This is a genomic window from Paenibacillus senegalensis JC66, from assembly GCF_000285515.1.
Lineage (GTDB): Bacteria > Bacillota > Bacilli > Paenibacillales > NBRC-103111 > Paenibacillus_L > Paenibacillus_L senegalensis.
In genome coordinates this window covers 232,550-254,985 of sequence record NZ_HE610961.1, presented here as the reverse complement: position 1 = coordinate 254,985, position 22,436 = coordinate 232,550, and the positions used below count along the sequence as shown (strand labels likewise).

The 22,436-nt window shown below is 52.6% G+C and carries 24 protein-coding genes and 1 pseudogene; 22 read left to right on the top strand and 3 right to left on the bottom strand.

All coding sequences use genetic code 11. The features are described from left to right. Position 1 precedes the first annotated feature (1 nt). The 10 genes from PSHG_RS19770 (at position 2) to PSHG_RS28390 (ending at position 10,559) form a co-directional block, all read left to right on the top strand. On the top strand, positions 2 to 880 hold the full coding sequence (locus PSHG_RS19770; protein ID WP_010276726.1) for a carbohydrate ABC transporter permease: 879 nt from the start codon (positions 2 to 4) through the stop codon (positions 878 to 880). Between the two features lie 54 nt (positions 881 to 934). Further along, entirely contained in the window at positions 935 to 1,762 is an 828-nt protein-coding gene (locus PSHG_RS19765) for a PfkB family carbohydrate kinase (RefSeq protein WP_010276724.1), read from the top strand. Between the two features lie 202 nt (positions 1,763 to 1,964). Next, positions 1,965 to 2,783: a sugar phosphate isomerase/epimerase family protein gene (locus tag PSHG_RS19760; RefSeq protein ID WP_010276721.1), complete on the top strand. Its 819-nt coding sequence runs from the start codon at positions 1,965 to 1,967 to the stop codon at positions 2,781 to 2,783. 220 nt (positions 2,784 to 3,003) lie between these two features. Further along, on the top strand, positions 3,004 to 4,407 hold the full coding sequence (locus PSHG_RS19755) for an NAD-dependent malic enzyme (RefSeq protein ID WP_010276718.1): 1,404 nt from the start codon (positions 3,004 to 3,006) through the stop codon (positions 4,405 to 4,407). An 80-nt stretch (positions 4,408 to 4,487) separates the two neighbouring features. Then, positions 4,488 to 5,183 (top strand): cysteate racemase, encoded by a 696-nt coding sequence (gene cuyB, locus PSHG_RS19750; protein WP_010276715.1) that lies wholly within the window; start codon positions 4,488 to 4,490, stop codon positions 5,181 to 5,183. 143 nt (positions 5,184 to 5,326) lie between these two features. Then, positions 5,327 to 6,169, top strand: a complete 843-nt coding sequence (locus tag PSHG_RS19745; RefSeq protein ID WP_010276711.1) for an STM4015 family protein — start codon at positions 5,327 to 5,329, stop codon at positions 6,167 to 6,169. Between the two features lie 4 nt (positions 6,170 to 6,173). Further along, positions 6,174 to 7,499 (top strand): STM4014 family protein, encoded by a 1,326-nt coding sequence (locus PSHG_RS19740; protein ID WP_010276707.1) that lies wholly within the window; start codon positions 6,174 to 6,176, stop codon positions 7,497 to 7,499. Then, positions 7,487 to 8,272, top strand: a complete 786-nt coding sequence (locus PSHG_RS19735) for an STM4013/SEN3800 family hydrolase (protein ID WP_010276703.1) — start codon at positions 7,487 to 7,489, stop codon at positions 8,270 to 8,272. The genes PSHG_RS19740 and PSHG_RS19735 overlap by 13 nt, the downstream gene beginning before the upstream one ends. A gap of 20 nt (positions 8,273 to 8,292) precedes the next feature. Then, positions 8,293 to 9,669 (top strand): STM4012 family radical SAM protein, encoded by a 1,377-nt coding sequence (locus tag PSHG_RS19730; protein ID WP_010276698.1) that lies wholly within the window; start codon positions 8,293 to 8,295, stop codon positions 9,667 to 9,669. Beyond that, positions 9,666 to 10,559, top strand: a complete 894-nt coding sequence (locus PSHG_RS28390) for an STM4011 family radical SAM protein (RefSeq protein ID WP_010276695.1) — start codon at positions 9,666 to 9,668, stop codon at positions 10,557 to 10,559. Before PSHG_RS19730 ends, PSHG_RS28390 begins: the two co-directional genes overlap by 4 nt. Before the next feature lie 62 nt (positions 10,560 to 10,621). Here PSHG_RS28390 and PSHG_RS19720 read toward each other — a convergent pair whose 3' ends face one another. Together PSHG_RS19720 and PSHG_RS19715 are read right to left on the bottom strand one after the other, a co-directional pair. Continuing rightward, positions 10,622 to 11,167 (bottom strand): 5' nucleotidase, NT5C type, encoded by a 546-nt coding sequence (locus PSHG_RS19720; RefSeq protein WP_010276692.1) that lies wholly within the window; start codon positions 11,165 to 11,167, stop codon positions 10,622 to 10,624. A 27-nt stretch (positions 11,168 to 11,194) separates the two neighbouring features. Then, complete coding sequence (locus PSHG_RS19715; protein WP_010276691.1) at positions 11,195 to 12,004, bottom strand: GntR family transcriptional regulator; 810 nt, start codon at positions 12,002 to 12,004, stop codon at positions 11,195 to 11,197. Between the two features lie 212 nt (positions 12,005 to 12,216). Between PSHG_RS19715 and PSHG_RS19710 the strand changes: the two genes are divergently transcribed. The 12 genes and pseudogenes from PSHG_RS19710 (at position 12,217) to ptsP (ending at position 21,584) form a co-directional block, all read left to right on the top strand. Next, a complete protein-coding gene (locus PSHG_RS19710) occupies positions 12,217 to 12,717 on the top strand; it encodes a PTS sugar transporter subunit IIA (protein WP_210436483.1) in 501 nt (166 codons plus the stop codon). Positions 12,718 to 12,735: 18 nt separating this feature from the next. Next, a complete protein-coding gene (locus PSHG_RS19705; RefSeq protein ID WP_010276682.1) occupies positions 12,736 to 13,206 on the top strand; it encodes a PTS sugar transporter subunit IIB in 471 nt (156 codons plus the stop codon). Between the two features lie 17 nt (positions 13,207 to 13,223). Further along, positions 13,224 to 13,970 carry a PTS mannose/fructose/sorbose/N-acetylgalactosamine transporter subunit IIC gene (locus PSHG_RS19700; RefSeq protein ID WP_010276679.1) on the top strand — a complete coding sequence of 249 codons (747 nt, stop codon included), beginning with the start codon at positions 13,224 to 13,226 and terminating at the stop codon, positions 13,968 to 13,970. After that, complete coding sequence (locus tag PSHG_RS19695) at positions 13,967 to 14,842, top strand: PTS system mannose/fructose/sorbose family transporter subunit IID (protein ID WP_010276676.1); 876 nt, start codon at positions 13,967 to 13,969, stop codon at positions 14,840 to 14,842. The genes PSHG_RS19700 and PSHG_RS19695 overlap by 4 nt, the downstream gene beginning before the upstream one ends. A 42-nt stretch (positions 14,843 to 14,884) precedes the next feature. Then, positions 14,885 to 15,793: a class II fructose-bisphosphate aldolase gene (locus tag PSHG_RS19690; RefSeq protein WP_010276673.1), complete on the top strand. Its 909-nt coding sequence runs from the start codon at positions 14,885 to 14,887 to the stop codon at positions 15,791 to 15,793. 21 nt (positions 15,794 to 15,814) lie between these two features. Beyond that, positions 15,815 to 16,198, top strand: a complete 384-nt coding sequence (locus PSHG_RS31255) for an iron-containing alcohol dehydrogenase (RefSeq protein WP_210436482.1) — start codon at positions 15,815 to 15,817, stop codon at positions 16,196 to 16,198. A gap of 8 nt (positions 16,199 to 16,206) precedes the next feature. After that, a pseudogene (locus tag PSHG_RS32095) lies at positions 16,207 to 16,287 on the top strand (hypothetical protein); the annotation flags it as partial. Between the two features lie 15 nt (positions 16,288 to 16,302). Continuing rightward, entirely contained in the window at positions 16,303 to 16,983 is a 681-nt protein-coding gene (locus PSHG_RS28385; RefSeq protein ID WP_454185275.1) for a hypothetical protein, read from the top strand. 30 nt (positions 16,984 to 17,013) lie between these two features. Beyond that, positions 17,014 to 18,054: a zinc-dependent alcohol dehydrogenase gene (locus tag PSHG_RS31250; protein WP_010276670.1), complete on the top strand. Its 1,041-nt coding sequence runs from the start codon at positions 17,014 to 17,016 to the stop codon at positions 18,052 to 18,054. A 99-nt stretch (positions 18,055 to 18,153) separates the two neighbouring features. Next, a complete protein-coding gene (locus tag PSHG_RS31245) occupies positions 18,154 to 19,542 on the top strand; it encodes an NADP-dependent glyceraldehyde-3-phosphate dehydrogenase (RefSeq protein WP_042122502.1) in 1,389 nt (462 codons plus the stop codon). 19 nt (positions 19,543 to 19,561) lie between these two features. Next, entirely contained in the window at positions 19,562 to 19,825 is a 264-nt protein-coding gene (locus PSHG_RS19670; RefSeq protein ID WP_010276664.1) for an HPr family phosphocarrier protein, read from the top strand. Between the two features lie 7 nt (positions 19,826 to 19,832). Then, on the top strand, positions 19,833 to 21,584 hold the full coding sequence (gene ptsP / locus PSHG_RS19665) for a phosphoenolpyruvate--protein phosphotransferase (RefSeq protein WP_026021487.1): 1,752 nt from the start codon (positions 19,833 to 19,835) through the stop codon (positions 21,582 to 21,584). Positions 21,585 to 21,732: 148 nt separating this feature from the next. Here the strand turns inward: ptsP and clpP are convergent, their stop codons facing one another. After that, a complete protein-coding gene (gene clpP / locus PSHG_RS19660; RefSeq protein WP_010276659.1) occupies positions 21,733 to 22,314 on the bottom strand; it encodes an ATP-dependent Clp endopeptidase proteolytic subunit ClpP in 582 nt (193 codons plus the stop codon). Positions 22,315 to 22,436 lie beyond the last annotated feature (122 nt).

The following is a 22,436-nucleotide window of genomic DNA, read 5'->3' as shown; positions in this document are numbered from 1 at the left end:
AATGAAAGCCGTCTTCGCACAGCCGGACAACCTGGCGCTTTCCCATAAGAAAAATGCCCTGGGAACTAAAGCCGCAATCGGCCTGGTCGCTCTCCTTCTGATCGGTTATTTCCTGATCGTAGCGTATCCGCTGTTCTGGATGCTGATGAGTTCGTTCAAGAAAACAGAGGAAATTTACAGCAGCACCTGGTCGCTGCCTCATGAATGGATGTTTTCGAATTATGCCAAAGCATGGGAGATGGGGGTTTCCCAGTACTTTTTAAATAGTGTGATTGTGAGTACCGTCGCGGTTATCATTACCGTTCTCGTCAGCGCTTTTAGTGCTTACGGGCTGTCGAGATTTTCCTTTAAAGGGAAATATCTCATTCTCGGCCTGCTATCTGCCGGGCTTATGTTTTCGCCGCAGGTCAGCTTAATCCCGTTGTACAAGCTCGTGCAAAACCTGGGCATTCATGACACTCATTGGGCGCTTATTCTGCCATATGTGGCGTTTCGGATCTCCATGACGGTGCTCTTGATCCGCTCCTTTTTTCTGAAAATTCCTAAGGAGCTCGAGGAGTCGGCTTATTTGGAAGGTTGCTCGAGTCTCGGGATTTTCTTTCGCATTTTCGTTCCTCTGAGCAAGCCAATTATATGGACCACCGTGCTGCTCACCGCTTACTGGACGTGGAACGAGTTCTTGTTCGCCATCATCTTCATTGACAGCAATTCTATGAAAACGATCACCTCCGGCCTGCTGGCGTTTCGCGACGCGCTGTATACCGATTGGGGCGTGCTGATGGCCGGGCTGGTAATCTCCGCGCTTCCTCTCGTGCTGCTGTTTATTTTTATGCAGAAGCATTTCGTGAGAGGACTAGCAGAAGGCGGAGTCAAAGGCTGAGCTTAACACTATACAACGATAGATGACTCGAAAAGACAGGAGAGGTGGAACCGGATGAAGCTGATCGGCATCGGCGACAGCGTCGTAGACTACTACAAACATCAAGGCGTGATGTACCCCGGAGGCAATGCTCTGAATGTGGCTGTATTTGCCAGACGGAACGGAGCCTCTGGAGCGGCTTATCTTGGAATTATCGGGGAAGACGAGCCCGGCGAGCATATTTTGGCCAGTCTGGCAAAGGAACAGGTCGATGCTGCTAGGGTGCGGGTTGTTAAAGGGATTACCGGGGTAGCAACGGTCTCGGTCAACGAAGAGGGAGACCGTGTATTTTTGGCCTTGAACAAGGCGGTAAGGGTACAATCGCTGCTCAAGCTGAATTTGGGTGACGCTGATCTGGAGTACATTAACGGCTTCGATCTGATTCATACGAGCATTAACAGTGATTTGGAGCCAGAGCTCGGCAAGCTGAGGCATAAACCAATTTCCTTCGATTTCTCGACAGCTAACCGCTGGAATCGGGAATACCTGCATCTGGTCTGCCCGCATCTGACCTATGCGTTCTTCTCAGGGAGCGGCTGGACTCGCACGGAAATTGAAGATTTATGCGGCTTCGTTCATAAGCTTGGGGTGAAAGTGGTAGGAGTTACCCGAGGCTCGCAAGCGGCGGTATTTTCGGAGCAGGGCAAATGGTATGAACAGATTCCGGTTCCCGCCAAGGTCGTGGATACGATGGGAGCAGGCGATTCGTTCATTGGCTCCTTCCTGTACCACTATCATGAGAGCCAGGATATGACGAGCGCAATTGAGAAAGCAACTGCTTTTGCCACAAGCGTTTGCGGGTATTATGGAGCTTTCGGTCATGGTAAAGAGATTGAGCTGTAAACGGAAAACCGTAAAAAGCGGAGGTTCAAATAAACGGCAGCAGTAAAAGGGAGCAATGAGATGGAGCACCGGAATAGGTCGCCGAGATGGAACAGCGAAATAGAACAGCGAAATAGAACAGCGAAATAGAACACCGAAAAAGAACAACAAGATGGAACAGCTTATAAAAGCCACTATGACTGTAATGGGACGGAGGATACCGATGGACAAAATTGCCAATATGAACTTTCACTATCACCGCTACCCGTTCGATTATTTCCTCGATTCAACGGTCCGTCTCGGGCTGAACGCAATTGAATTGTGGGCCGGCGCTCCACATTTATATGTGGAAGATACGACCCATCAGGAAGTGGCCGCACTCCTTAAGGAAATCAGGCGGCGTGATCTGGAGCTTGTCTGTTTTACACCGGAGCAATGCATTTATCCGATCAATCTGGCAGCTAAGAACGATACTCTGCGTAGAAGAAGTCTGGATTATTTCCAGAAAAGCCTGGAGGTAGCCAACTCTCTGGAATGCGGGATGCTGCTTGTTACTGCAGGCTATGGATTTTTTAACGAGCCGGCGGAGGAGGCTTGGCGGCGGGCGCGTGAATCGCTGGAGGAGCTGTGCCGGCATGCGGAAGCGGCCGGTGTAATACTTGTGCTTGAGCCTTTATCGCGCTTCGGTTCCAACGTCATCACGAATCTTGCATCGCTTAAACGGATGATTAGCGAAGTCGGCTCTCCTCAAATGAAAGCACTGCTCGATACAGTTCCGATGACACTTGTCGGAGATACAATCGATGGTTATGCTGCCGCTTTGGGCCGGGATCTGGCGCATGTACATTTCCTGGATGGAGACGGCAAAACCTCCGCCCATCTGGCTTGGGGTGAAGGGTGCTTTCCGTTAGAGGCTTTCAAACGGAGCTTGGACAACAATGGCTACGACGGCTTCCTGTCGCTGGAAATCATCGGGCCCCAATATAATTGGGATCCGGAAAATGCGACAAGAGCAAGCCTGGAGCGCCTTCGCCACAATTAGCCTGCAGCAGTGTCGCAACCCGAGCCGCAAAATGGCCTCCTACCCGATTCGGAGCCATTTCTACAGCCTAATCAGTCGTCTCTGGAATCCGGTATAAGCGCAAAGATTGATCGTTACTAAAACTCAGGAAGAATAGGCCTTTAACCCCGCTTCCTAACGAGATATATGGCTAGTTAAATTTTTATCAGCATCAGACTCAATACACAAAGGCGGAGACAGTATGGCACAATCGAGCATAATTTTACGAGTGGAGTTGGAACATAGACTGGCCACGTTCGGAGATGTGGCATCGGTGATCAGCAGGGCAGGGGGAGACGTCAGCTCTATCGACTTGATTCGTCCCGGGAAAGATTCATCCGTTCGGGATATAACGGTAGATGTAGCCGATACAGAAGAAGCCGCTATAGTGGAGGCAGTTAAAAAGCAGGAAGGCATAACTTTGATAAATGTATCCGACCGTACTTTTCTGGCTCATCTCGGAGGCAAAATTTCTGTCCAGCCTACTGTTCCGATAAAAAACCGGGATGATCTTTCCAAGGTGTACACTCCTGGTGTCGCCAAGGTATGTGCGGCCATAGCGCAGGATGAGAAAAAAGCGTATTCCCTGACAATCAAGCGAAATACCGTAGCGGTTGTATCGGATGGCAGTGCCGTGCTCGGACTCGGGGATATCGGTCCGCATGCGGCTGCGCCGGTTATGGAAGGAAAAGCGATGCTGTTCAAGCAGCTAGCTGGCGTTGATGCTTTTCCGATCTGCTTGGACACGCAGGACACGGAAGAAATTATCCGGACCGTCAAGGCGATCAGTCCGATTTTTGGCGGCATCAATCTGGAAGATATCAGCTCGCCGCGCTGCTTTGAAATCGAGAACCGATTAGCGGAAGAGCTGGATGTGCCGGTTTTCCACGATGATCAGCATGGTACAGCCGTTGTCGTTGTGGCTGGATTGCTGAATGCGCTGAAGGTCGTTGGAAAACGAATAGACCAGGTTAGAGTCATCGTTAACGGCATAGGAGCAGCGGGCTCAAGCATATGCAAAATGCTGATCGCCGCAGGGGTTACCAGACTAGTGCCTGTTGACCGCGACGGCGCTATTGTGCGTGGCGGGGATTACTCGCATCCTGTATGGCAGTGGTTGGCCGAAAAGGAGGAAGTAGAGAGCACGGCGGGTACCCTCCAGGAGCTGATTGCCGGGGCAGATGTGTTCGTAGGAGTATCCCGGGGAAGGGTGCTAACCTCCGAGGATGTCAGGCGAATGAATGCAGACAGCATAGTGTTTGCTATGGCTAATCCCGATCCGGAAATTTCTCCGGAGGATGCGCTCCCTTATGTCAAAGTGTACGCCACAGGACGAAGCGATTACCCGAACCAGTTGAACAATGTCTTGGTATTCCCGGGAGTTTTCAGAGGTGCTCTGGATTGCCGCGCCAGAAGGATTAATGAGCCGATGAAGCTGGCCGCAGCCCGGGCGATCGCATCGGTTGTGACAGGCGCAGAGCTTAACGAGCAGTATATCATTCCGAGTCTGTTCAACGAGCAGGTCGTCAGCAAGGTCCGGCACGCTATTGTGGAAACGGCTATTCTCACCGGGGAAGCCCGTCGAATTCCTCCTGACTTCCGCTAACCGCCCGGATCTGGAAGTTTTGCATACAATAGCTTCGCAAAAACTTCGCCTTATAACAGCGATCGGGGAGGAAACGATACATGTCGAAATCGAGGACAGTAGGAATTATTGGTGGCATGGGCCCGCTGGCGACTGTTGACTTAATGAACAAAATTATTCAGCAGACACCCGCACGGCAGGAGCAGGAGCATCTTCATCTGATCGTCGATCAATATCCGCAAATTCCGGACCGAACGGCTGCAATATTGGGAAGGGGCAGCGATCCTGTCCCTTATCTGGTAGAATCGGCCAGGCGGCTCGAGAGCGCCGGGGCTGAATTGATCGCCATAGCATGCAATACGGCTCATTATTATGTACGGCAGCTGGAAGAGACGGTCGCCATTCCCATTCTGCATATGCCGCGGCAGACCGTTGCTCATTTGGAGAAGCGCGGAGTGAAAAAGGCCGGTTTGCTGGCCACTGATGGGACGCTGCAATCCAGACTGTATCAAGACTTGCTGGCTTCGCGAGAAATAGATGCAGTGGTGCCCGAGCCTGCCGTGCAGCAGCATGTAATGCAAGGCATTTATGCAGTAAAAATCGGTGATCTGGAGATGGGAGTAAGTTTGCTGGCAGAAGCGGCAAACTCGCTTGCAGCCGCCGGGGCAGAAGTGGTTATAGCCGGCTGCACGGAAGTTCCTATTGTACTGAGCACATCGGAGCAGCTGCACATTATTAATCCGACGGAAATTCTGGCCAAAGAAGTCATCGCCCAGGCCAGACTGCCTGTTTGTTAAGATTATGCGGAGCTAAGGCCAGAACATTGTAGACATTCTTGTAAAAAAACGCTCTAGCACCTTGACCAAACCTTACAACCATCATAAACTATAGGCCAATATAGGAAAATTATTCATACTTAATAGGTCAAGGAGTTGGGAGTATGTCCGAAATCAAGCTCGTCATCGATTATGAAGCATATGAATCAGGCAAGACCATGACTGAAGGCTTGGAGCAGCTTGCTGCAAGTTCACAAAGCCAAGAACTGACCCGGCTGGTTATTGGAGATTGGGGAGGATCTTATGAAAATGATTCCAGCGAAATTGTCGCTACTTTGATTCGCCTTAAGGACCAATTTCCCAAGCTCCGCGAGCTATTTATCGGAGATATGGAATTTGATGAATGTGAGGTTTCCTGGATTATGCAATCGAATCTGGGACCGATCCTGGATGCCTTTCCGGAACTCACTTCATTGACGATCAAAGGGAGCACAGGATTAGAGCTTGACCCGGCCCGTCATGATAAGCTGGAAGAGCTTATTATTATATGCGGAGGTCTGGACAAACAAGTGCTTTCCGCTATTAGCGAAGGGCATTTTCCAAGTCTAAAAAAATTGGAGCTCTACTTGGGTGTGGAAGATTACGGGTTTAACGGTACGCTGGACGATGTGATGAAACTGATTGAACCGGGCCGATTCCCTCAGCTGCGCTATCTGGGTCTGAAGGACAGTATTATCCAAGACGAGATTGCTATTGCGATTGCCGAACACCCGATCCTGGAGCAGCTGCATACTCTCGATTTGTCGCTTGGAGTCTTGACTGATAAAGGCGGGGAAGCTTTGCTGCAAAGCGAGAAGATCAGGAAGCTGGAATTCCTTGATCTGAAGTATCACTACATGTCCGATAAAATGGTGAACCGCTGGAAGAAATCCGGCTTAAACGTTGATGTAAGCGAACAGCAGGAGGAAGAGGAAGAAGAGTATCGCTATCCTTTCCTGACGGAATAACACGATGTATGGTCCATTGGTTTTAATAGGAAATCTACATAATAAACGGACTTCAGGGCTCAGGCGAGCCAGGGAAAGATTCGGGCTTCCCGCAGTTATAGAAATTTCCTATCTTGATTTGCTGGAAGGCCGAGTAACACTTAGTGATACGCTGCTTCAGCACGGATTTGAAAGGGATGACCGTATCCTGCTGCGGTTGGACTCTCCTGGCGAACAATTTGCAGTAGAGCGGTCCTTGATTGCCCTTGGAGCAGCGGATGCATCGGAGATGCCAGCTGCTCCAAGTAATCCCGGTGCTCCGAGTGGCCTTAGTGCACGCAGGGAACCGGTTGAGTCAGTTGGCCCCGGTACACCCTATGCCGGGAATTACCTCGATAATAAGTGCTGGGCCGAAATGTCAAATTGGCTCCGAACCGCGGCCCGGCACTCTTTTTTATCCAGACAAGAGGCGCTGAAATTAGAAGAGCAGCCCGGTTATTTGCACCATCCTTCCCAATGGTTTCATGGCTTTAGCCGTTTTCTTGGTGAATTGGAACGGGAAGTAACTGGCGGATGGCCGCAAGCTCGCTGGTGGAATTCCCCTTCAGCCATCCTGCATATGATGGACAAGCGGCTCACCTATCGCGTCCTGACGAATGCGGGTGTCCCTGTGCCGCCTCGGCTCGCTGATCCTGCAGATATTCCCGACTACGTAACATTATGTGAGCGAATGCTTAAGGAGCGGATGCACCGCGTGTTCATTAAGCTTGCGGTCGGGGCGGGGGCTTGCGGGGTAATGGCTTTTCAAATCAATCCGGTGACGGGCAAGCAGCTGGCGGTAACCACTTTGAATGTGAGCAGTTCGAGTACCCGGCCGAACTTTTTTTTCAGTACGAAAAAGCTGCAAAAGTATGAAGACACCCCTGTGCTGCAACTGATGATTGATTGGCTCTTGAGCCACGGAGCGCAGGTAGAGCGCTGGATAGCGAAAGCCGGGCGCGGTGATCAGGTGTTTGATATTCGCCAGCTTGTAGTAGGCGGCCGAGCCTGTCACAGTGTTGTCCGCATCAGCCGCAGTCCGATTACCAATCTGCACCTGCGCAGTAAGCGGATGTCCCCGGAGGAATGGGGGCTGTCCGCAAGTGTTCTTGATGAGGTCAAACAATGTGCGGAGCAAGCTGTCCGTGCTTTTCCTCACGCTAATACTGCAGGTGTAGATGTTGTGTTGAGCCGCCATGCTAACCGCCCCTATGTTGTCGATGTGAATCCTTTCGGCGATTTATTGTATGATGTCACCTACCAAGGGTGGGATACATACGAGTGGGAGATGAAAATGTTATGCCAAATATGAATGAGGTTGTGGGCAGTCACGACTTATTGATGATCACCCTGGACACGCTGCGCTATGATGCTGCCATCATGGAGGAGGCGAACTGCCCTAATCTTTGCGGAGGCGGGGGATGGGAGAAGCGGCACACGCCGGGAAGCTTTACTTATGCCGCGCACCATGCTTTTTTTGGCGGTTTTTTGCCGACGCCGGCCACGACAGACAAATCGACGCATGTCCGGCTCTTTCATTCCAAAAACACAGGTCTTAACACGCACCCCGATACGTGGCTGTTCGACGCGCCGGACATCGTTTCCGGCTTAGCGAACGAGGGGTACCGGACCATCTGTATTGGAGGGGTAGTGTTTTTCACCAAGAAAGTGCCTTTGGCCCGCGTTCTGCCCGGTTACTTTCAGCAAAGCTACTGGCGCATGACGTTCGGGGTGACTAATCCGCGTTCTACGGAACATCAGGTCAATCATGCCCTGCAGCTGCTGGAGGGCATCGCGCAAGACGAGAGGCTTTTTCTGTTTATGAATGTGTCGGCAATCCACGGGCCGAACCATTATTTCGTGCCGGGTGCGAAGAAGGACTCCGTGGAAACACAGCGAGCTGCGCTCCGTTATGTGGATGGCGAGCTTGGCAGGCTGTTTACAGCAATGAGAAAGCGTAAACGTCCGGTGTTTTGCATGGCTTTCTCGGATCACGGCACCGCTTACGGGGAAGACGGCTACGAGGGCCATCGCTTGGCTCACGAAGTTGTGATGAACGTGCCTTATCGGGAATTTTTTCTATGACGGAAGGAGGGAAAGCCACCATGATGGATTCGCTGATCCCCCGCAGGAAGCTGGAGCCTGGTGAAGAAGAACAGATCGCGAGCTGGAAGCAGCAGCTGCTGGCTAATCCGTACCGGGCGTATCTGTATTCCTATCCCCATAAAACAGCTTACAGGCCTTTCCCCGCTCCGCTTAAGCTCTCTGATCTTTGGCGAGAAGAGACGGCGGAGACGTTTTTTTTGTACATGCATATTCCATTTTGCGGGGCCCGCTGCGGCTTTTGCAATTTATTTACCCTTCCGGACAAAAGAACGAGTGCCCATGAACAGTATGTGGATGCGCTTCAGAGGCAGGCCGAGCAGTGGGCGCCATACGTTTCGCATAAACCGCTGGCCCGCTTTGCGATTGGCGGAGGGACGCCGACTTTGCTTGAGCCTGCCTTGCTGCAGCGATTGTTTGAAATCGCTGAGAACACGATGGGCATGAATGCGGATAAGGTGTCTATTTCGGTGGAAACATCGCCTGAAACGGTGACCGATTCGCGGCTTGAAATATTGAAAGCGTACAGGACCGACCGCGTTAGCATGGGAATTCAGAGCTTTATAGAGGCGGAAGCAAATGCGATCTATCGTCCTCAGAAGCCTCAGGAGGTGGAGCGGGCTCTGGAGCTTTTGAGGGAGGCCGGCTTCCCGGTGTTGAATCTGGATTTGATCTACGGGCTGCCCGGTCAGACAGTGGCATCCTGGCTATATTCACTGGAGCGGGCGCTCGCTTACGAGCCGGAGGAAATCTTCCTATATCCGCTGTATACCCGGGAGCATACAATTGTGCGCCCGGAGCAGATTGAGGCGCAAGGAGAAGATTTACGCATGGCTTGTTATGTCGCGGGACGGGACAGGCTGCTGTCAGCGGGGTATGAGCAGCAGTCGATGCGGCGTTTCGCCAAGCAGGATGCTTCGCTCACCAAAACACTGCTGCCGTACAGCTGCCAGGAAGAAGGGATGATCGGACTCGGCTGCGGGGCCCGCTCCTATACGCGCCGCGTTCATTATGCTTCCCGCTATGCGGTCAGTAAGCGTGCAACGGCGAGCATTATTGCCGATTACGTGTCCGCCAAGTGCTATGATGAAGCCGACTACGGAATTGTGCTGAATGAAGCGGAACAAAAACGGCGGTTCATCATCAAAGCTATTTTGCATAGGGAGGGCTTGTCTTCAGCCGATTACACGGCCCGCTTCGGAAAAGGGCTGCTGGAGGATCATCCCGAATTGGAATGGCTTGTGCTAGGCGGGCTGGCGGAAGCTGCGGGCGGGATCATCCGCTTGACCGCTGAAGGCCTTGCCCACTCCGATGCGATCGGAGACTGGCTTATCTCGGAAAGGATTCGTGAACGAATGGAGGCGTTCGTGCATTTATGAGAGCTACCCTCTATTATCGCGGGAGCTTGTCCTCCTGCAATTACGATTGCCCCTACTGTCCGTTCAGCAAAAATAAAGACAATGCCGAGACGCTTGCTAAGGACCGCACCCAATTAGCCCGCTTCATGGACTGGGTGCGGGAGCAGGAGGCGGGCGGCAACCGGCTCTCTGTTTTCTTCAATCCTTATGGGGAAGGCTTGGTTCACCGCTGGTACCGGGAGGCCATGACGGAATTATCGCATATGGCGCATATTGACAAGGTTGCGATCCAAACCAATCTGTCTGTCAAGTTGGATTGGACGGAGCGGTTGAATCCGCGAAAAGCAGCATTCTGGGCCACTTATCATCCGGGTGAGACCAGCGAGGCGGCTTTCTTGAAGCAGTGCATGTTTCTCTATGGGAAGAACATTCCGTTCAGCGTCGGTTCCGTCGGGGTGAGAAGCGCCTTCGCGGCCATAAACTCATTACGCCGCAAGCTGCCGGAAGACGTTTACCTGTGGGTGAATGCTTTTAAGGATGCCAAAAACTATTATTCGGAAGCGGACAAAGAGCAGCTCCGCTTGATCGACCCTCATTTTGACCTTAATGTGAACGATTATGATAGCTATGGAAAACCGTGTGAAACCGGTCATTCGGTGTTCTACGTGCAAGGTAATGGTCTTGTCAAGCGCTGTTACAAGGACCGCACCGTCATTGGCAATCTGTATCGCAGCGGCCTGGAAGGACTTGCCCGGCAAAGGCCCTGCAGGCTCGCTTGCTGCGACTGCTATATCGGTTACATCCATATGCCGGAACTGGAGCTTAAGTCGGTATATGGAGAAAGTATGCTGGAACGGATCGCCAAGCCTGCCGACAAGGGCAGCGGCATGCGGCAGCGTATGAAGATCTAGGGGGAAAAATGTTTGGATAGACTTAAAGCGTGCCGGTTTGTCTTCTCGAAATGAGGTGCGGACTACCGGCTCAGCCATTCCGGCAGTCTGCTTTCAAACTCGAGCCAGGATTGAACACGGTGGCAATCGATATGCCGATTATACGGATAATCCATAGCCACCGCCACTCTGCCTGTGTTTTGAAACCCAAGCAGATTGTCGGGTGCGTCATCAAATAGCAAATCCCCCCGAATCATATCCTTGCGGTGGGAGAAGATCAGTCTTTCCTGGCCAATGAAGGGCAGATATGCCGCGACCCACTGCACCTTCTCTGCCAGCGATGACAGTGATGGGGGGGCTGTCACGAGAAACAACTCGTAATCAAGGTTCAGCCGCCCAAGCACTTCGATGGCATCAGGAAACGGCTTCAGACTCAGAAATAATCCTGGTTCGTGAAGATAATCCAAGATTTTGTCCCCGCATTCCTCCTTCACATAGCTTGGCGCATCCCAAGTATAAGCGCGTTCCACAGTAAGATCGTCGCCGTAATCCCGGTTATAGCGCGCAAACCATTCAGTGAACAAATCTGCGATAACCGCGTCCATATCCAGGCAAATGACAGGTTTCATGCCCCTCAACCCTTTCCTTCGGCCCAATTAGGTGGCGGTTCCGTTATGCATCCTAATCGTATAGCTGAACAAATCCCCGCGAAATATACCTTCCTCGTAAAGTACAGGAATGTCGTTCGCGTCATAATTCGTGCGCTCCATTGAGAAGCCGGCAGATTTCGATTCAACGCCTAAATGTCCGGCGATCTCTTCATCAATCAGTACCGCGCGAATCGTATGAACGGCGGAAACAACCTCCCTGCTGTGGCGCTCAAGCAAAGTATACAGTGAGTCCGGTAACGCCTCGTCCGGATTAAGCCCGATACTTAACGGAATATAGCTGACCAGGTACAGGATCGGGACATCGTTGCCCGTCCGAATGCGATGAGTCATTAATACCTTTCCCTCTGTTTGCAGTTTGCTGCGAACGTGCGGCGGCGGATCGATTACGGAAGAGAGAACAACGATCGTTCCCGGCCTCATCCCTCTGTCGATCAAATCCTGGGTCAGGCTTTTGAGCCGCGGAAGCATGATGTGGTCTTCTGGAATCTTGACGCTGACGAAGGTACCGCGGCCTGTGATGCGGATCAGTTGCCCTTGGCGAACTAGTTCTTCCAGTGCTTTGCGGATCGTCGCCCGGCTGATCCCTGTGAATTCCTGGATAAGGAGCTCGGTGGCAAAAAAACTGCCAGACTCCAGTAAGTTTTCCTCCAAAACCGATTGCATCGCCTGAAGAAGCTGGTGGTACAAGGGAAGCGGATTTCGCTTTGTCACCTTCTGCAGTGCGCTCTCAACCGGCTCTGGCAGCTTGTCGCTTGATCTTGGTTCTTTATGTGTCAGTTCAGTCATGCGGTTCATTATCAGTCCTCCTAAAATTATCAAAGGTTTGTTTGTATTATAGCACCAATTTCATGTATATACAAATATACAAATAAAACTAATATAATTACAAATCCCAAGATTTCAAGTGTGTAAAACAGCGCTATCCAAGTAATTTTATTCTCCAATAATCATTAATATTACAGCATTTATTTTTGTTGACAGGGAGAAGGAAAGGATGTACTGTTTAATTGTACACACAAACATACAAATTAATTACCCTGCTGTGTGCACAACAAAATAGTTCCTCAATAACAACGGAAAGGAAGGTGAAAGATGTGATCGGCCTCTTGTTGGTGACGCATGGAAATTTCGGAGCAGAGTTGCTGAGAAGTGCTGAGCTCATCGTTGGACCGTTCGAGCAGGCTGAGGCTTTGACTCTGCAGCATGGAGACGATGTGCAAGTATTACGGAAAAATGTAGCGGAGCGTATCTGTGCTCTCGATCAAGGCGAGGGTGTGCTGGTGCTGATTGACTTATTCGGCGGCAGTCCAAGCAACATTACAGCTGCCAATATGCGCGAAACTGATTTCCAATGTCTAACAGGGGTTAACATGGCGATGTTGGTCGAAGCACTCGAATTCCGCGAGGAATGCGATCTTGTGGAGCTTAAGGAACGCTGCCTGGAGGCGGGGAGAGCAGGAATTCGCGATTTGCGTGAAGCATTTCAAGCGAGGAAAATGAAAGCGTAAACAATTGGAGACCTGAAATTGATCCGGATCGATAGCCGCCTGATCCACGGCCAAGTCATCACGAAATGGCTGAAGCTGTCGGGAGCTTCTCGCATTGTTATCGTTGACGATGAGCTGGAGGCCGATCCGTTCATGTCCGACATTTTCGTTATGGCCGCCCCGCAAGGCATAGCGGTCGAAATTTACAGCGTCGAACGCGCTTTGCAGAGGTGGAAGGAGGACGAACTTGGGGAAGGAGACATTCTCGTGCTGTTCAAGGGCGTTGATTCCTGCTATCGTGCATTTGATGGTGGATTTCCGATCCGGACTCTGCAGATTGGAGGCCTCGCGAGCGCGCCTGGACGAACCACGGTTTCGAAGGCGGTTTCTTTCGATGCTGAAGATGTGCGTCAGCTCAAGGGGATGCGGTCCCGGCAAGTAGATATATACATCCATATTATTCCGGAAGAATCAAAAATCGACTTCGATAAGGTCGTCAAAAACTTTTAGGCGGGTGATGATCAGTGATGCTGGGATTGGCTCTATTTACCGGCCTTTGGTATTGGTTTTGCCGGAGCGCCTTTGGATATACCTTTCACGCAGTGTTGTGTCAGCCGGTTGTTATGGCGCTTCCAATCGGACTGATTATGGGAGACGTGCCCAAAGCGATGATGATCGGTGCAGCTATCGAGCTTGTTTATTTGGGCATGGTAGCGGCAGGGGCGAATATTCCCGCTGATGAAGCATTGGCCGGGGTAATCGCGATACCGATTGCGATGCAGACGGGAATGACTCCTGAGATGGCGGTTGTGCTCGCCGTCCCCTTTGGTATCCTTGGCGTATTTCTGGATCAGATCCGGCGTACCGTCAATGCGTTCTTTGTGCACTGGGCTGATAAACATGCGGCGGTTTGCAATATACGCGGCATCTGGTTTTGTGCATTGCTCTATCCGATGATTCTCGGCCTTATTCTCCGGTTCCCCCCGGTTTTTGCAGCCAACCTGTACGGCGCTGCTGTTGTCGAGTCGTTCATTGACAAGGTACCGGACTGGATAATGCATGGAATGAGCGTGGCTGGGGGAGTGCTGCCAGCGCTTGGTTTCGCTATTACGATTTTCATTATCGGTAAAAATAAGCTGATCCCATTCTTCATCCTCGGCTTTTTCGCTGTGAAATATTTGCAGATCAATATAATGGCTGCGGCAATCTTCGGCACCTGTATTGCACTGCTCATGGTATTCATGCGACGGGAGAAAGAGGGGGAAGCGGTATGAGCGCAGAAATGAACACGCCGGTTCAACCAGCAGGCACCGGGGCTTCCGATGTCCGCCCGGAGACGAACAAGCCGCTGCTCGGCAAGCGCGACGTTAACAAGTCATTTTTGTTGTGGTATCTCATTTGTGAAGTGTCCAACTCTTACGAGCGGATGCAATCGCTCGCTTTTTGCGCCGCGATGACTCCCATTCTAAAGAAATTGTACCGGACGAAGGAAGAGTTGAGCGAGGCGCTCAAGCGTCATCTGAATTTTTTCAATACTCAGGCAATATGGGGAACGCTGATCCACGGTATTACGATCGCGATGGAGGAGCGCAAGGCGAAGGAGAAGGACGTGCCGGACAACGCGATTACTGGCGTCAAAACCGGTCTGATGGGACCGATGGCAGGCATCGGAGATACGATAGACTGGGGAACGCTTAAGGCGATCATCTATGCTTTGGGTGTATCGTTCGCGACCAGCGGCAGCCCGCTTGGGGCGATTATTCCGTTCCTATTTACCATTATCACGCTGGCGGAAGGATACATGCTGTGGAACCTGGGATATGCTCTCGGTCGGGAATCGGTCAAGTCGATTTTGCAAAGCGGGTGGGTCAAAGAGTTGATTATGGGAGCCAGCATTTTGGGGTTGTTCATGATGGGAGCGCTTTCCGCCAACTTCGTTAAGCTGACGATCCCGCTTGAATTTCAAACCGGAGCGGAGCCGCTGGCTGTGCAGAATTTGCTGGACAGCATTGCACCAGGACTTCTGCCGTTGGCGGTTATCTTCGGCATTTACTGGTATTTGAAAAACAAAGGGCACAAAATCAACTACATTCTTCTGATTTTGGTAGCGGGAAGCCTGATTGGTTCGCTGATCGGGCTGTTCTGACAGACACGGACGTAAATCCATTCGGACAGGAGAGAAACGAATATGCTGGTTTCCATGAGACAAATGCTAGATCGGGCAAAAGCGGAAAAGTATGCGGTCGCCGCCCCCAACACGTTCAATGTGGAGACGGTAGAGGCGGCCTTTAAGGCGGCAAGCGAGTTGAAATCTCCCGTCATCATCGATTGCGCGGGAGTTCACGATATCGAACTGATCGCGGAGTTGACCCGTTTTTTTGACAAGCGATATCCCGAAGTGGCGGTTGCGCTCAATCTGGACCATGGCTCCACATATGAGGAGGCAATCAGGGCGATCAAGGCCGGATTCACTTCCGTCATGGCGGACCGTTCGACCCTGCCATACGAATACAATGTAACCCAGGTCAAGGAGATCGTCCAAGCGGCCCACGCCGTCGGCGTGTCTGTTGAGGCGGAATTGGGGCACGTTGGGATGGGCTATGAGTACGACAAGACAAGAGATGGCGCTCTGACGGATCCTGACGAAGCTGTGCGATTCGTGAAGGAGACGGACATTGACTGTCTGGCTGTCGCTGTAGGTACGTCCCATGGCTCCTACAAGGGTGAGCCGCGCATTGAATTCGATCGGCTGGCTGCCATGCATCGGAAAATTAACATTCCGCTAGTTCTCCATGGAGGCTCCGGAACAGGAGATGATAACCTGAGAAGGGCAGTTAAGACCGGTATCCAGAAGGTGAATCTATTCACTGACCTGAGTAATCGGGGCATCGGCTTCATGAGGAATTATCTGGTTGACATGCGGTCAGATGCGGAAGCTGATGCCGCTGCAACCGCGGGTAGTGTTGAGCCGGCCGGTGAATTTGACGGGAACGCCGGGACGATCAATCTGTGTGACGCCTTTGCCGAGGGAGCCAAGGGTTACAAGGAGGCGCTGAAGCATTATATGGTGCTGTTCGGTTCAGCGGGCAAAGCGTAAAACGATGATAGGAGCGGTTCCATGAATAATTTCGTTTTTCACAATCCGACTAAATTGATCTTTGGCAAAGGAGCTGAGCACTCAATAGGCGCGGAAGCGCGTCTTTTGGGAAGCCGAGTGCTGCTGCACTATGGCGGAGAGAGTGTTCGCAAGAACGGAGCCCATGCGAGGGTAACGCAATCGCTAAGTGAGGCTGGCATGTCTGTCGTTGAGCTGTCCGGAGTGAAGCCGAATCCACGGCTTGGTCTTGTGCGGGAAGGCATTCAACTGTGCCGTGAGGAACGGATTGACCTTATTGTGGCCGTTGGTGGCGGAAGTGTGATCGATTCGGCAAAGGCAATAGCGCGGCTGGTGTTGCCTATGAGGGTGATGTATGGGACTTTTTCGAGAAAAAAGCAGAGGTAGGCGCCGCGCTGCCGATTGGAACGGTTCTAACCCTTCCCGCTGCGGGAAGCGAAAGCAATGGCACGTCGGTAATTACTAGTGAGATTGGGGGTTACAAACTGTCTTTGACGCATCCGGCTCTGACCCCGGCATTCTCGATCCTTAATCCCGAATTCACTTTCACCCTGCCGCCGACTCAGACGGCAGCCGGCTGCGCGGACATGATGTCGCACGTGTTCGAACGCTATTTCACTCGTACGAAACATGTGTTGTTTACAGACCGGCTATGTGAAGCAACGTTAAGGACAATCGTAGGGCTGCTGCCCGTTGTGCTTAAGGAGCCTGCTCATTATGAGGCGCGCGCTGAAATTATGTGGGCGGGTACGATCGCCCATAATGGATTGCTCGGCACCGGCAGGGAAGAAGATTGGGCATCACATCTTATTGCGCATGAGCTGGGGGCCTTGTACGATATCGCTCACGGTGCGGCACTATCTATTGTATTTCCTGCCTGGATGAAACATTTGTACCGTTCCGATCTCGACCGTTTTTGCCGATATGCAGCTGAGGTATGGGATGTTGCGGAGGATGGAGACCGAGAGCGGACCGCTCTCAAGGGCATCGAGCGGACGGAAAGGTTTTTTGGAGAGGCGGGTCTTCCTGTCCGATTGTCCGAGGCGGGCATCGACAGCAGCCGCATCGAGGAAATCGCCTGGCGCTGCTGCCCGGAACCAGGCAGGACAATCGGGCACTTTGCGCGGCTTACGGTCACAGATATCATCAAGATTTTGCAGTCGGCACAGTAAATTTATAAAGAGAGCGAAGGAGTGGAGAAGATGACCGACAAGATGAGATTTGCGGTACTGGTTAAGGCGGGGCAGGCGGAAGTTAGGGAGCGTATGCTGCCCGAGTTGAAGGATCATCAGGTTCTGATCAAGCATGAGGCCTGCAATATTTGCACGACTGATTACGGCCAATGGATGGGCTTGAGGGAGCATCAGCCTTATCCGATGGCCGGCGGTCACGAGTGCTCCGGCCAGATCATCGCTAAAGGCAGTGCTGTCGGTGATGATCTGATGCCTGGCGATCGGGTGGGCATCGCTTATGGCTATTGCGGGATTTGTGACGCTTGTAAAGTTGGCTTAACCGGAGAGTGCAAGCAAATGTCGGGAGCGCCAACAGAGGACGGCTACTATGGCGACTTCGGATTCTCCGATTATTACGTCAGAGATGCCAAATCACTTGTCAAGATGAACCCCGAGCTGTCTCCTGGCGAAGCTGCGTTCCTGGAGCCGCTGGCAACGGTGGTGAAAGGCCTTCGCAAGCTGCGGCTTTCCCCTATGGAGACGGTAGCCATTATCGGCGCGGGCACGATGGGACTGGTTAACGCTCAGGCAGCTAGGGCCTATGGCGCTCGAGTCATCATTACAGAAATAATGGACAAAAAAATTAAGACGGCTGAGGCGATGGGCTTCGATGTCATTCGCGCCCATGAAGAGGATCCTGTACAGGCGGTCCGGAAGTGGTCGGGCGGCCATGGGACGGATGCAGTCATTATCGCGGTTGGGGCTACGATCGCTAATGATCAGGCGATTGAGATGGTCAAGAAGTGGAACGGGAGAGTGCTGTTGTTTGCTGCGGGATACCCTGCGCCTGAGCTTCGCGTCGATTCGAACAGTATCCACTATAGAAAAATGGAGCTAATCGGTACGTACGGAGCAGATATGGCTGATTTTATGGACTCCGCCCGCCTGCTCAATGATAAATTGGTGGACGTTTCCCTGCTCATCGAGAAAAGCTACGTGCTTGATGATATTCAAGCGGCTTACGAAACCGCCAGCACACCGGGAAGCTACCGAGTGAGCGTGAAGCTGTGAAACTATGTGAGGATCGCAACATTGCCCGGAAGGAGGATAACAGCATTGAAGTCCGCGAACATTGAGGAGTTTCCATACTTGCTGGACGGCCAGTGGCAAATGAGTAATTCTTCGCGCTATATCGATATTCACTGTCCTTACAAGCCGCTTGTTGTCGGACGCGTGCCGGCGATGACGGCGGATGAGGCGGGCAGTGCGGTTCTGTCCGCTGAGCGCGCCCAGAAGCTGTGGGCTGCTGTTCCCTTGCATGAAAGAGCAGGATTGCTGTATGCATGGGCAGATGAACTGCAGCGGATGGCGGACGAAATCGCAGAGTTCATTATGCTAGAGGTCGGGAAGAGTAGGGCAGCTGCACTCGCAGAGATTGAGCGGAGCGCTGATCTGGTCCGTCATACTGCGGAAGAAGGGCGGCGGTTGGGCGGGGAGCTGATCCGCGGAGATGCTTACCCTGGAAGCAAGCCGGGGAAGACAGCACTTATTGATAAAGTTCCGCTGGGTGTCGTATTGGCGATATCCCCGTTCAACTATCCGGTGAACCTGTCTGTCAGCAAAGTCGCCCCAGCGCTCATTACCGGTAATACGGTCGTGCTCAAGCCGCCGACGCAAGGTTCGATCAGCGCTCTGCTGGCCGCCCGGGCCCTTCACCGTGCGGGGTGCCCGCCGGGAGTCCTGAATGTGGTAACGGGCAGAGGCGCGGATATTGGAGATGTGCTTACGTCCCACACATCGGTACGCTGTATCAGCTTCACTGGAGGAACGGCCACCGGCAGGGCTATTTGCCGCAAAGCGAACATGATTCCCGTCATTCTTGAGCTTGGCGGAAAGGATCCGGCGATAGTGCTTGAGGATGCCGATCTACAGCTGGCTGCCCGTGAAATCGTAAGCGGCGCATTCTCTTACTCCGGACAGCGCTGCACGGCAATCAAGCGGGTCCTAGTGGCGGAACCTGTGGCTGAGCCGTTGATAGAGCTGCTCCGCTGCGGAATCGAACGACTGCGCGTCGGATCTCCGGAGGAGCAGGCTGATATTACACCACTTATCGATACGCAGGCAGCGGATAAGGTGAGCAATTTGATTCGCGAAGCGTTGGATGAAGGGGCCCGCCTTATAATAGGCAACCGGAGGGACGGTAATCTTATTTACCCGACCTTGCTAGACGGCGTAACGGAGAGGATGAGAGTGGCCTGGGAGGAGCCCTTCGGGCCAGTGCTCCCGGTTATTCGGGTTCGGGATGAGGAGGAGGCGATTCGGTGGGCAAATGCCTCCGAGTTCGGACTGCAAGCTAGTATATTTACGCGCGATGTACAGTCTGCGCTTGCTATCGCCAAAAGACTCGAGGTAGGCAGCGTGCAGCTGAACCGGAGAACGGAGCGGGGGCCGGATCATTTCCCGTTTTTAGGAATTAAAAGCTCAGGCCTCGGCGTCCAAGGCATACGCAGAAGCATTGAAACGATGGTGCGTGATAAAGTGACGGTGTTACAGGAATAGCTTCGGGAGGGTGAAAGAGATGGCGCAAAGAACGATTCGTCTGCAAGTCGAGGGAGGCCTTCATGCGAGGCCAGCCTCCCACGTTGTCAAGCTAGGCAAAAAATTCAAAAGCCGGATTACGTTCCGGTACGAAGATAAAGAAGCAAACGGCAAAAGCTTGCTCGGGATCATCGCGCTCGGTGCCGATGAGGGCCAGACGGTAACGTTGACGGTTGAAGGCGAGGACGAGAATGCTGCGCTCGAGGAGATCGCCTCCTATTTGACGGGCGTTGTCGGGGAATGAGGTGGGCATGGTGAAGGTAAGGCCGGAGATGAGACAACTGCGCGGTGTGGCCGCTGCCCCCGGTTACGCGATGGGAGCGGCTCGCTTGGTGGGCCGACAGGAGGCGGAAATCGATCCCCGTTCCATTTCGGCTGAGCAAGCGGAAGCGGAGCTTGAGCGGTTGGAGAACGGACAGCGGGGGGCGCAGACCGAGCTTGAACAGCTCGAGATAACGGCCCGCGAGACGGTTGGTGAAGAGGAAGCCGATATCGTTGCATCGCATCTGCTTATGCTGGATGATCCTGATCTTCTCGACCCCATACGCGAGAAGATTGGACGTGATCTGCTGAATGCAGAGCGTGCGGTTGCGGAAGTATCCGATGAGCTGATTGTCACGCTGCAGGCGCTGGAAAGCAGCTATATCAAGCAAAGAGCTGATGATCTGCGCGATGTACGCGATCGGCTTCTGCGTCATCTTCGTGGTGATGGAGGAGATCCGCTGCAGGGACTAACGGAGCCGGTTGTCCTGATCGCCCGTGATCTGGCCCCGACTGATACGCTCCGGCTGCGTAAAGACCTTGTAAAGGGCTTCGCCACCGATGAGGGGGGCAGTGCTTCACATACAGCCATTGTAGCCAGGTCGCTGGACATTCCGGCGGTGGTTGGGCTGAATTCAGCCACCGGTGAGATTCGCGACGGCGATTATGTGATAGTGGACGGTGTTAACGGGCTTGTTATCATCGACCCTGATCCGCCGGTACGGGATGAATACCGACAACGGGAAGCTGCTTACCGGGCGGAGCGGGAGGCATTGGCCAGCTTTCGGGGGGAGCCATCCGTCAGCGCGGACGGCACTCATTTGGAGCTGATGGCTAACATCGGCAGCGTGCAGGAAGCAAGAACTGCAGCGGAACAAAGCGCGGACGGCATCGGGCTGTATCGGACCGAGTTTCTGTATATGGGCCGTGCCCGGCTGCCTACCGAGGAGGAACAGCTTGAGGCATATCTGGCCATTATTCGGACGATCGGACCTGATAAGCCGCTAATCATTCGCTCGCTTGACATTGGGGGCGATAAGGAACTTCCCGCGTTCGGCTTAGAGCGGGAAAGCAATCCATTCCTGGGGTATCGCGCCATTCGGTTATGTCTGGATCGGCAAGAGCTGTTCAAGACGCAGCTGCGGGCGATCGCGCGCTCCAGCGCCTATGGCTGCGTCAAATTGATGTATCCGATGATCTCGACCTTGACCGAGCTGCGTCAAGCGAATGCGCTGCTCGAAGAAGCGCGGCGGGAGCTATCAGCTGAGGGCATCCCCTATAACCCGCAGATGGAGGTTGGGGTAATGATCGAGGTGCCATCGGCGGTTCTTGTTGCCGACAAACTCGCCAAAGAAGCTGATTTCTTCAGCATTGGCACTAATGATCTAGTTCAGTACGCGTTGGCTGTCGATCGAATGAACGGAAAAATCTCGCATCTATATCAGCCGTTTGATCCGGCAGTGCTGCGCTTGATTAGCATGACCGTTGATAGCGCCCGGCGGGAGGGAAAATGGGTTGGGATGTGCGGGGAAATGGCCGGCCAGCCGAAGGCGCTCCCCCTGCTGCTGGGCATGGGACTAACGGAGCTGAGCATGAACCCTTCTTCCGTCCTGCGCTGCCGAATGCTGCTCAGCCAACTGAGCATGCGGGACGCGGAGCAGCTGGCAGAACAGGCCTTGAAGTCGGAAAGTGCGCAGGAAGTGGAGCAGCTGTTAGATAACTTTTTGCAGGCTGTCAAATAACCTGTTTCATTTAAAAAACGGCCCCGGGCAATGGATGCTCGGGCCGTTTTTTTGTGTCAAGGGTAATGAAACCATGTATCCAGCGTAATGAAAACAAAACCTGATGGCATAAGGTTATGGTCGTTATATTTTATATATATCCCCGGGTTCAACCGGCAGTAATTATTTTATCAATAATCCCGTATTCCAGGGCTTCTTCAGCGGACATAAAATAGTCTCTGTCCATATCCTTCTCGATTTTCTCTATGGGCTGTCCCGTACGTTCAGACGTGATCTTTACGATCTTTTCGCGCACTTGCAGGATGCGTCTGGCGCTGATGGCAATGTCGCTGGCTTGCCCTTGGGCGCCGCCGTGGGGCTGGTGGATCATAATCTCGCTGTTGGGCAGCGCGAAACGCTTGCCTTTTGCTCCCGCAAGCAGCAGAAGAGAGGCGAAGGAAGCAGCGAAGCCGGTACAAATGGTGTTCACTTGTGGTTTAATATATTGCATCGTATCAAAGATACCGAAGCCTGCTGAAGTAGAGCCTCCAGGACTGTTAATGTACATGTGGATATCTTTATCCGGATCTTCCGCCTGCAGAAATAGCAGTTGGGCGACAATGCTGTTGGCTAAAGCATCATCGATTGCTGCCCCGACAAATACGATGCGGTCCTTAAGCAGCCGTGAATAGATATCATAGCTTCTTTCTCCACGCCCCGTTTGCTCAACAACATATGGGATATGGTTCATGGTGAAAGGGGAATAGTTCATTAAGATCGCCTCCGTTTGGTTGATGCTTTTTACTCGTAGTCGAACAAAGAAGGTGAAAAGATACGCTTTAGGGGCGTAACTTTTTACAGGGTTCAATCGTT

Excerpts from the sequence above, each read along its gene's own strand:
- PSHG_RS19770 (WP_010276726.1), top strand. The coding sequence starts at position 2 with ATGAAAGCCGTCTTCGCACAGCCGGACAACCTGGCGCTTTCCCATAAG.
- PSHG_RS19765 (WP_010276724.1), top strand. The coding sequence starts at position 935 with ATGAAGCTGATCGGCATCGGCGACAGCGTCGTAGACTACTACAAACAT.
- PSHG_RS19760 (WP_010276721.1), top strand. The coding sequence starts at position 1,965 with ATGGACAAAATTGCCAATATGAACTTTCACTATCACCGCTACCCGTTC.
- PSHG_RS19755 (WP_010276718.1), top strand. The coding sequence starts at position 3,004 with ATGGCACAATCGAGCATAATTTTACGAGTGGAGTTGGAACATAGACTG.
- cuyB (WP_010276715.1), top strand. The coding sequence starts at position 4,488 with ATGTCGAAATCGAGGACAGTAGGAATTATTGGTGGCATGGGCCCGCTG.
- PSHG_RS19745 (WP_010276711.1), top strand. The coding sequence starts at position 5,327 with ATGTCCGAAATCAAGCTCGTCATCGATTATGAAGCATATGAATCAGGC.
- PSHG_RS19740 (WP_010276707.1), top strand. The coding sequence starts at position 6,174 with ATGTATGGTCCATTGGTTTTAATAGGAAATCTACATAATAAACGGACT.
- PSHG_RS19735 (WP_010276703.1), top strand. The coding sequence starts at position 7,487 with ATGCCAAATATGAATGAGGTTGTGGGCAGTCACGACTTATTGATGATC.
- PSHG_RS19730 (WP_010276698.1), top strand. The coding sequence starts at position 8,293 with ATGATGGATTCGCTGATCCCCCGCAGGAAGCTGGAGCCTGGTGAAGAA.
- PSHG_RS28390 (WP_010276695.1), top strand. The coding sequence starts at position 9,666 with ATGAGAGCTACCCTCTATTATCGCGGGAGCTTGTCCTCCTGCAATTAC.
- PSHG_RS19720 (WP_010276692.1), bottom strand. The coding sequence starts at position 11,167 with ATGAAACCTGTCATTTGCCTGGATATGGACGCGGTTATCGCAGATTTG.
- PSHG_RS19715 (WP_010276691.1), bottom strand. The coding sequence starts at position 12,004 with ATGAACCGCATGACTGAACTGACACATAAAGAACCAAGATCAAGCGAC.
- PSHG_RS19700 (WP_010276679.1), top strand. The coding sequence starts at position 13,224 with ATGCTGGGATTGGCTCTATTTACCGGCCTTTGGTATTGGTTTTGCCGG.
- PSHG_RS19695 (WP_010276676.1), top strand. The coding sequence starts at position 13,967 with ATGAGCGCAGAAATGAACACGCCGGTTCAACCAGCAGGCACCGGGGCT.
- PSHG_RS19690 (WP_010276673.1), top strand. The coding sequence starts at position 14,885 with ATGCTGGTTTCCATGAGACAAATGCTAGATCGGGCAAAAGCGGAAAAG.
- PSHG_RS31255 (WP_210436482.1), top strand. The coding sequence starts at position 15,815 with ATGAATAATTTCGTTTTTCACAATCCGACTAAATTGATCTTTGGCAAA.
- PSHG_RS31250 (WP_010276670.1), top strand. The coding sequence starts at position 17,014 with ATGACCGACAAGATGAGATTTGCGGTACTGGTTAAGGCGGGGCAGGCG.
- PSHG_RS31245 (WP_042122502.1), top strand. The coding sequence starts at position 18,154 with ATGAGTAATTCTTCGCGCTATATCGATATTCACTGTCCTTACAAGCCG.
- PSHG_RS19670 (WP_010276664.1), top strand. The coding sequence starts at position 19,562 with ATGGCGCAAAGAACGATTCGTCTGCAAGTCGAGGGAGGCCTTCATGCG.
- ptsP (WP_026021487.1), top strand. The coding sequence starts at position 19,833 with ATGGTGAAGGTAAGGCCGGAGATGAGACAACTGCGCGGTGTGGCCGCT.
- clpP (WP_010276659.1), bottom strand. The coding sequence starts at position 22,314 with ATGAACCATATCCCATATGTTGTTGAGCAAACGGGGCGTGGAGAAAGA.